Origin of the sequence: Azospirillum himalayense (genome assembly GCF_042657465.1) — a bacterium.
In the GTDB taxonomy this organism is placed as follows: Bacteria; Pseudomonadota; Alphaproteobacteria; order Azospirillales; family Azospirillaceae; genus Azospirillum; species Azospirillum himalayense.
This window is the reverse complement of sequence record NZ_JBHSLC010000053.1, coordinates 1-7,615: the sequence shown is the minus strand read 5'-3', so window position 1 is coordinate 7,615 and position 7,615 is coordinate 1. Positions and strand designations below refer to the sequence as shown.

General features: G+C 62.8%; 8 protein-coding genes and 1 pseudogene. 5 read left to right on the top strand and 4 right to left on the bottom strand.

Annotated elements, in window-relative coordinates; translation table 11 throughout:
• On the bottom strand, nt 1-299 hold a 299-nt coding region (locus ACFPMG_RS23115; protein ID WP_376997568.1), incomplete at its 3' end, for a transposase.
• An 89-nt stretch (nt 300-388) separates the two neighbouring features.
• A pseudogene (locus tag ACFPMG_RS23110) lies at nt 389-1,233 on the bottom strand (IS5 family transposase).
• Between the two features lie 256 nt (nt 1,234-1,489).
• Here ACFPMG_RS23110 and ACFPMG_RS23105 point away from each other — a divergent pair.
• The 3 genes from ACFPMG_RS23105 to ACFPMG_RS23095 all read left to right on the top strand — a co-directional run bounded on the left by ACFPMG_RS23105 (nt 1,490) and on the right by ACFPMG_RS23095 (nt 3,270).
• Entirely contained in the window at nt 1,490-1,861 is a 372-nt protein-coding gene (locus ACFPMG_RS23105; RefSeq protein ID WP_376997567.1) for a c-type cytochrome, read from the top strand.
• Nucleotides 1,858-2,184, top strand: coding sequence for a c-type cytochrome (locus ACFPMG_RS23100; protein ID WP_376997566.1), 327 nt, complete (start codon nt 1,858-1,860; stop codon nt 2,182-2,184). The genes ACFPMG_RS23105 and ACFPMG_RS23100 overlap by 4 nt, the downstream gene beginning before the upstream one ends.
• A gap of 102 nt (nt 2,185-2,286) precedes the next feature.
• A complete protein-coding gene (locus ACFPMG_RS23095; RefSeq protein ID WP_376997564.1) occupies nt 2,287-3,270 on the top strand; it encodes a zinc-dependent alcohol dehydrogenase family protein in 984 nt (327 codons plus the stop codon).
• A gap of 186 nt (nt 3,271-3,456) precedes the next feature.
• Here ACFPMG_RS23095 and ACFPMG_RS23090 read toward each other — a convergent pair whose 3' ends face one another.
• Together ACFPMG_RS23090 and ACFPMG_RS23085 are read right to left on the bottom strand one after the other, a co-directional pair.
• The gene (locus ACFPMG_RS23090; protein WP_376997563.1) at nt 3,457-4,320 is read right to left on the bottom strand and encodes a Crp/Fnr family transcriptional regulator; all 864 of its coding nucleotides are present in this window, start codon (nt 4,318-4,320) and stop codon (nt 3,457-3,459) included.
• A 21-nt stretch (nt 4,321-4,341) separates the two neighbouring features.
• Nucleotides 4,342-4,767 carry a hypothetical protein gene (locus ACFPMG_RS23085; RefSeq protein ID WP_376997561.1) on the bottom strand — a complete coding sequence of 142 codons (426 nt, stop codon included), beginning with the start codon at nt 4,765-4,767 and terminating at the stop codon, nt 4,342-4,344.
• A gap of 463 nt (nt 4,768-5,230) precedes the next feature.
• Here ACFPMG_RS23085 and ACFPMG_RS23080 point away from each other — a divergent pair, with 463 nt between their 5' ends.
• Together ACFPMG_RS23080 and ACFPMG_RS23075 are read left to right on the top strand one after the other, a co-directional pair.
• Nucleotides 5,231-6,946 carry a histidine kinase dimerization/phosphoacceptor domain -containing protein gene (locus tag ACFPMG_RS23080; RefSeq protein ID WP_376997560.1) on the top strand — a complete coding sequence of 572 codons (1,716 nt, stop codon included), beginning with the start codon at nt 5,231-5,233 and terminating at the stop codon, nt 6,944-6,946.
• An 84-nt stretch (nt 6,947-7,030) separates the two neighbouring features.
• A complete protein-coding gene (locus ACFPMG_RS23075; RefSeq protein ID WP_376997558.1) occupies nt 7,031-7,333 on the top strand; it encodes a hypothetical protein in 303 nt (100 codons plus the stop codon).
• Nucleotides 7,334-7,615 lie beyond the last annotated feature (282 nt).

Genomic DNA, 7,615 nt, shown 5'->3' with positions numbered 1-7,615 from the left:
TGATCGACGGCCCGCCACAGGTGATGTTTGCGGCCGCCGATGGTCAGGACCACCTCGTCGAGGTGCCACTTGTCGCCCCGGCGCGGCGCCCGTCGGCGCAGCCGGGCGGCGATCTCGGGGCCGAACTTCCGAGCCCACTGGCGCACCGTCTCGTAGCTCACGGTGATGCCGCGCGCCGCCAGCAGGTCCTCGACCATCCGCAGGCTGAGCGGAAAGCGGAAGTACAGCCAAACCGCCGTCGCAATGATCTCGGCGGGATAGCGGTAGCCGGCGTAGCGGGGATCGGGGCGCGTCGTCATGCCGTCCCATACCCCGCATGGCCCGCCCCGGCAACTGAGTGGTCAACAGGTTGACGGTGCCCGGTGCCCTTCCAAGCTCTCAGCCCGTTTCAAATGTCGGGTGAAGGCAGGCGCCTGCGGTTTGGGTGAACGAGGCGGTGCAGCATGATCCTGATGGCGGCGACGGTGACCATGGCCTCGGCGACGTCGGTGCGTTCCTTGTAATCCTTGGACAAACGTCGCCATCGTCCGAGCCATCCGAATGATCGTTCGACCACCCAGCGGCGCGGAACGAGGATGAAGCCGCCGCCGGCGATGCGCCGGACGATGATCAGCGTCAACCCGAGCAGGAAACAGGCGAGGATCACCGGCATCCGGTTGTAGATGCTGTCGGCGAAGATGGCGCGCAGTCAGCAGTAGAGCCGCTTGATCCGCCTCAACAACGCTCCGGCGCTGTCGGCGTCCTGGATGTCGGCGGCGTGGACGAGGACACCGAGCAGGAAGCCCGAGGTGTCGACGGCGATGTGACGCTTGCGGCCCTTGACCTTCTTGGCTGCGTCAAAGCCGCGCGCGCCCCCTTTTCCGTGGTCTTCACGCTCTGGGTGTCGAGGATGGCGGCCGAGGGCGTCGGATCGCGGCCCTCCTGCTCGCGCAGCATCACCACCAGATGGTGGCGCAAGTTCTCCCACACGCCCGCTTCCAGGAAGGCGCGGAAGTAGCGGTAGACCGTGGGCCAGGGCGGGAAGGCCGGCGGGGGTGGCAGATGGCGCCATTGACAGCCGGTCCGCACCACGTAGAACAGGGCGTCCAGCAGTTGGCGCATGTCCGTGCTGCGGGGCCGTCCGCCGGGCTTGGCCGACGGGATCAGTGGTTCGATCAGTCGGTACTGGTCATCGCTCAGCGTTTGGCCGGCGCCGTAATCGCCAACCAACCGGCGTTCCTCGGGCGTCCACATCGGCGGTCTCCGGCAGTGGGTTTCCCTGCCAACAGCCACCGCCTCAGGCCCTCACCCCGTCAGCGCAACTTTCGAAACGGGCTGTCTGTCAGCCAAGTACCTCGTACGAAGAGTGGACTTCCTGAGCGCCCCAGCCATAGCATGCAGCTGATCATCGCAGAACCTTTCCGGCTTGCTGCCGGCTTCGGGCGGGCGGCCGTTTCTGCACAAGACGCTTTACCAATTGCACCAGCCCAGTGGCACAGGGAGGCCTGACATGGTCGACACTCCGTGCCGATTGCCCAGCCTAGCGGTCGGAGCAATCATCGTTTCGTCGATTGTTGCCGCGTCCGCGCACGCCGCGTCCGATGGACCAGGCAGCATCGGCTTCGGGCGCCACTTGGCCGAGGAGGTCTGCGGTGAGTGCCACCGCGTGTCGCAACCGCCAACGGCCAAGCCACCCCCCATGCAAGAGGAGCTTGCTGCGCCCGACTTGGTTGAGCGAATGCGCGATCCAGGGGTGACCGAAATGGCCCTGCGCAGCTACCTGCGGACATCCCACCCGGTCATGCCGAACATCCGTCTGTCTATGGAAGAAACCGACGATGTCGTCGCCTACCTGATGTCCCTAAAGGAAGGCTTGCAATGAAGACGGGCCTATACGTGGGGGTGTTGATGATGTTTTTCGCCATGGCGGACGTGACACAGGCGGCGGACGCGGAAGTGGGCAGAGGCATCGCCGACCGTTGGTGCGCCGCCTGCCACTTGACCTCGGACAGCAATGCGGACAGCCGTGTCGTGCGCGGCACCGACGCGGTCCCGACATTGGCCAGCATCGCGCGCGATCCGAACCGCAGTCCGAATTGGTTGCGGCAATGGCTGACCTTTCCTCACCCGCCGATGCCGGACCTGCACCTTTCACACTCTGAGATCGATGACGTTATCGCCTATCTGCAAGGGATGACGCGCTAACGCGAGGCCAACCACTCCGCGCCACGGGCCTGGATCAAGGTCGCAGGAAGTCGCCAACGTCCAGAACGATCGTGAAGCAGACCTTCACATGGAGGGCTGAGCATGAGAGCGATGATCCTGCCGCAGCCGCGCGCATCGCTGATTTCCGCCTCGCTGCCGGACCCAGAACCAGGACCGGGCCACATCCTGATCGCTGTGCACGCCTGCGCGGTATGCCGAACCGACCTGCACGTCATGGACGGCGAGTTGCCACACCCCAAACTGCCACTTATTCCCGGCCATGAGATCATCGGGAGCATCCTCGAAACCGGGCCAGGCGTGGAGCGCTTTCATCTTGGGGACCGCGTGGGCATCGCCTGGCTCGGCTGGAGTTGCGGCGAATGCGTCTATTGCCGCTCGGGACGCGAGAACCTGTGCGACCGCGCGCGCTACACCGGCTATCAGATCGACGGTGGCTACGCCGAGATGGCGGTCGCCGACGCTCGCTACGCCTTTCCTGTCGACCCATTCTACACGGACATCGAAGCGGCACCGCTGATGTGTGCCGGCCTGATCGGTTACCGCGCCCTCCGGGCCGTCGGGGAGGTGGAACGCCTAGGTCTTTACGGCTTCGGAGCCGCTGCGCACATCGTCATCCAGATTGCCCGGCATTGGGGTCAGCGGGTATTCGCTTTCACGCGGACCGGGGATGAGGCTGCACAGGCCCTGGCCCGTGATCTTGGCGCGGCTTGGGCCGGCGGGTCTGGAGAGCCCCCTCCGGAGCCTCTGGATGCCGCCATTCTCTTCGCCCCCGTCGGCGCGCTGATTCCGACGGCGCTGCGGGCGGTGGTGAAGGGGGGTACCGTCGTCTGCGCCGGCATCCACATGAGCGACATCCCCTCCTTCCCCTATGACATCCTATGGGGTGAGCGGGTGATCCGCTCCGTCGCCAACCTCACCCGCCGGGACGGGGAGGAGTTTCTGGCGCTTGCACCCCGCATCCCCGTACGGACCCGCACAACGCCCTTTCGCCTCGCCCAGGCCAATGAAGCTGTGGAAGCGCTGCGCTGCGGGGCCGTCACCGGAGCGGCGGTGCTGACCGTCTGAGATGGCGTCCTCCCGCTGTGCGCCCCTCATGTCGACCACACAACGCTGCTCCAGCATGTTGCGCACAGTTCTGATTCGGGTCTGCCCTGGCGGTGGAATTGACCGCCTGCCACGTTTGTCGACGCAGCATTGTGCTGTGCGGTCGCTGCTGGCGCCCATTCGAATTCAGAATTACTGATGACAGATTTAATCCGATGCGGATCGACTGGGATGATTCATAACATGACTTCCACGTGTCCCAGGCGAGTTCAATAACGGTTTCCGGAAATCTTGTGGCAACCGACCGCGGTCCCGTGGATTGGCGAGTGGTAACGACACGTCCTGCTTGGCCAGTGGCTGAGGTGCCGTGGCGTCGTTCATCTCGGCCAGCTCAGTGAGTCGCATCCGATCGAGCACACGCAGGTGGCCTTTCGCAAAGGACAGCAGCCCAGCCGTACGCATCTCCTTGAGCGTCCGACAGACGTGGACCGGTGTCAGCCCTGTGGCATCGGCTATGAGAACCTGACTGATCGGCAGCGTCACGTCCGAAATGTCCGGTGCGGTTCTTTCCCGTTGCCGATTGTAAAGGGCAAGGAGAAGTCGGGCAATCCGCTCCGCGGCGGTGCGGGTGCCGAGCCCGCCCAAGAGCTGCCAATCAGAGATCGTTTCGGCAGCGAGCAAGGATGCCATCCGCAAGGCAACGTTCGGCACCTGTTGGCAAAAGCGCATCAGGGAAGGGCGTGGCATCGGACAGACGATCAGATCGGTGAGCGCTTCAACCGTGCAGGGCATGTCTCCGTCGGGGCTCCGCTCGAAGCCGATCAGATATCCCGGCATGACGAAACGCAGCACTTGGCGCCGCCCGTTCTCGTGCATCATGGACGCCAACGCCCAGCCACGGCGAACAATGTACACCATCTCGTTTTCGTCACCTTCGACAAATAAACTGCCGCCGGCACGAATGGTGCGGACCGGGCGTTTGATCGCCGCCCAGCTGGGCAACTGTTCATCCGCAACGCTCGCGCACAACCCGTCACGTCGCAGCGGGCACGCTTGGCAGTCTGATTGCATGACCGCCTCCTCAGCCTGGAATCAGTGCGGAAGGCTTGGCCGCTCCAACGGAAGCAACTGAGCCTGGGCCATGGCGTCGAAAAAAGCGGACAGAATGACATGGGGCGCCACAGCACCTCCCGGCGCCTCCTGAGCCACTTTGAAAGCATCGGACATCGCGCATGCGACCGCCAGCTTCGCGGCGATTCCGAGAGGCGTGTGTGCCGGCGTGCAGACGAGTGACCGCAACACGCTCTGGCAGTCCATCTCCATTGTCTGGTCCGGCATCTCGCTTGCAACGGACTCGACGCGGTCCATTGCTTTGGTCTGCCCCACCTCTTGTACCCATTGAAAGAGAAACAGCAAATCCTGATCGCGATGCCCGCCGCTGGCCAGAGCCAAGGCAATCGCGTTCATGAGTTCGGCATGGAGATGCCCGATTTCCGCAAGGTCGCCGGTTGGCATCATGGCCGCCTTCTGTGGCAATGCACGGGGTTAAGCTTGAGCACCGCCTTCATCAGGAAAAGGTGGCATCGAAAACTCGGTTGGGGCTGAGACACAGCCACCGGCTTTTCGCCGCCGATCTTTCAACGCTTGGGCTCATCACGGCAACGGTCTCTCATTGTGCCGCCAATTGACTTGATCTGAATCACCATCCGGTACGTCTATGCTAATGAGACGGAACATAGCCGTAAATTAGGCTGGCAATATACCATCATGCCTTTTGGCGCATACTTAATTCGTATCAATATCAATCCCAAATATACTAAGATAAAATATGACAAAATACATAATGCATATTTCAATTAACCATCGCTCTATAACAATGCATCAGAATATAAAATTATTGCACACCTTTGATTCCAAGAGTATATGCAGTCCATAATTTAAGATACCAACCGCAACCTTTTGACGATCAAGAGGTTAGGCGATGCAGTTATTAACCAATGTCTCGTCAGCTCCTCCACCTCCCATAGGTTTGGCGCGTCGGAACATCAGCCGCCATCTTCTCAGCGTCGTGGTCACGGCCTTGGCGGCCATGGCTGCCATCGCCATCAGCTTGGTCGCATGGAATCTGGCAATACAGCAACGGTTTGCCGCCGCCGAGATGGCGATCACGGTCCGCGCCATCGCGGCGGCTCTCGATCAGCAACTGCTCGTCACCACCTCGGCCCTGGAGGGGCTTGCCGCGACGATGGTCGTCGATGGCGATCCGCAACGGCTTTATCGCGTCGCTCAGGCGGTCAAGGACAAGCATTCTCACTGGTCGCACGTAACGCTTCGCGATGCCGATGGAAGCGTGGTGTTCAGCACCAAAGTTCCGTACGGAACGTCCGTGCCGACGGTTGCCGACATCAATCCCGAGCTGGCCGAGGCGATGTCCACCGGGCAACCGCAGATTTCCGGACTGCTATACGGGCCCATCGCCAACGAACACGTCGGCGCCGTCCTGGTGCCCGTTCAGGTGAAGGATGGCAAGCGTTACGCACTCATTGCGGCGGTGACGACCTCGAAATGGGAGGCCCTCCTTCGAGAGCAGCCAATCCCTGACGGTTGGGTGGCCGGGATCATCGACCAGAACGGGATCGTCGTCGCGCGAACCCGCGCTGCCGAACGGTTCGTCGGCAAACCAGCCCCAGGGTGGGTTCAGAACGCGATCCAAACGGCGCCGACCGGACAGGCGACCGGCCCCGCTTTTGAGGGAGAGCCGTTGTCGCTCGTGTTCTCGCGTTCGAAGCTGTCGGGATGGACGGTCGCGTTCGCCGCGCCGGCCTCCGTGTTCGAGGATCCCCTGCACCGGTCGCTGTGGTCGGCGGCCGCGATCAGTGTCCTCGTGCTCGGCTGCGCCTCCCTCCTGGTGCTGCGCTACGCCCGTCGGCTGTCCAGATCGGTGACCGGGTTGGCGCAGGTTGCGGAAGCGCTGCAAACACCTGGAGCGGCGTTGCCGCCGCCGCCGGCGACCAACCTGGAGGAGTTGGCCTCGGTCTACGACACCATGCGGAACACCAGCGTCCTGCTGCGCCGGGCGGAAGACCAGCGGATCATGTCGATGCGCGAACTTCAGCACCGGGTCAAGAACGACCTCCAGGCGATCTTGAGCCTGCTTGCGTTGGAAGGCTGCCAAGCCAAGTGCGAAGAAACCATCCGCATCCTGGAGGAACTCCAGGGGCGGGTCGAGGCGCTTCGCCTCGTCCATTCGCGCCTGTATGAGGCCAGTCAGGTCGGCGTCGTGGAGTTGGGAGACTATCTTGTGGAACTGTGCGCCAACGCCTTAGCCCTTCATGGACGCGGCCTTGCCGGTGGAATCGCGCTGCGAACCAGAGTCGACCATGCGTATGTAGACCACAACACCGCCGTCTCACTCGGGCTGATTGCCAACGAGTTCATTACCAACAGCGCCAAGCATGCGTTCCCACAGGGAAGCGGGACGATCACCCTCGCCCTGCTCGTGACAAAGCCCGGCGAAATCCATCTGTGTCTGTCCGATAATGGGGTTGGCCTGCCGCCGGAGCGGGCACGGTCCTCCGGCCTCGAATTGATCAGCATGCTGGCCGCGCAGGTTGGCGCGGAGTCGGCGTGGACAACCTCGCCGCAAACCAGTCTGCGGCTGATCCTTCACACCGGAGACGCAGGACACACCGATTGACGTCGGGGTTTGCTAACCTGGGTTAAGGTCCACGCTGCCCGATCCGGCCAGACTGCTGTCATACCCGTGACCAGGGAGGCCGTCATGATGATCACGATCGAGGACTGCATCGGGCTGAGTGGGCTTACTCGCGAAGAGATCGACGCCATTGCCGAGCATGAGCATTTGCCCGAAATCGTCGCCGCGGAACTTGGCTGCTACCTCAACCAGACCCCAGAGGGGCAACGCACCATCCGCCGCATGATCGAGGATGACATTGCCCATGCCGTCGCCTGCCGGGACATGAAACGCGCCGGTGTCCTGAAGATCGTTCTGGCGCATTACGTCCGCCATCACGAGAACGAGCAAGCGGTGCGCAAGGGAGAAGGGGTGACGACACGGAAGTGATTCGACTTTGCGCATTTTGGGACGCTTGTCCTGTCATAGGCGGGCGTCGCAACACCGTCGGCGAAGGGTTGTTGGCTGGTCAGCCTCCGACGATGCCACAGGTGCCCCATGGCACACCTCGCCATCCCTCTTCCCCCGGCCTTCGTCGCTTGGCTGTGGCCTTATCTGGTTGCCTTCTCGGAGCGCACCCGATCGACGGTGGCCGCGCTCGCGGTCGGTGCGGTGCTGGCGGTTGGTCCCCGCACCGTGGCCAACCTGCTGCACACCCTCGGCTTGGCGGAC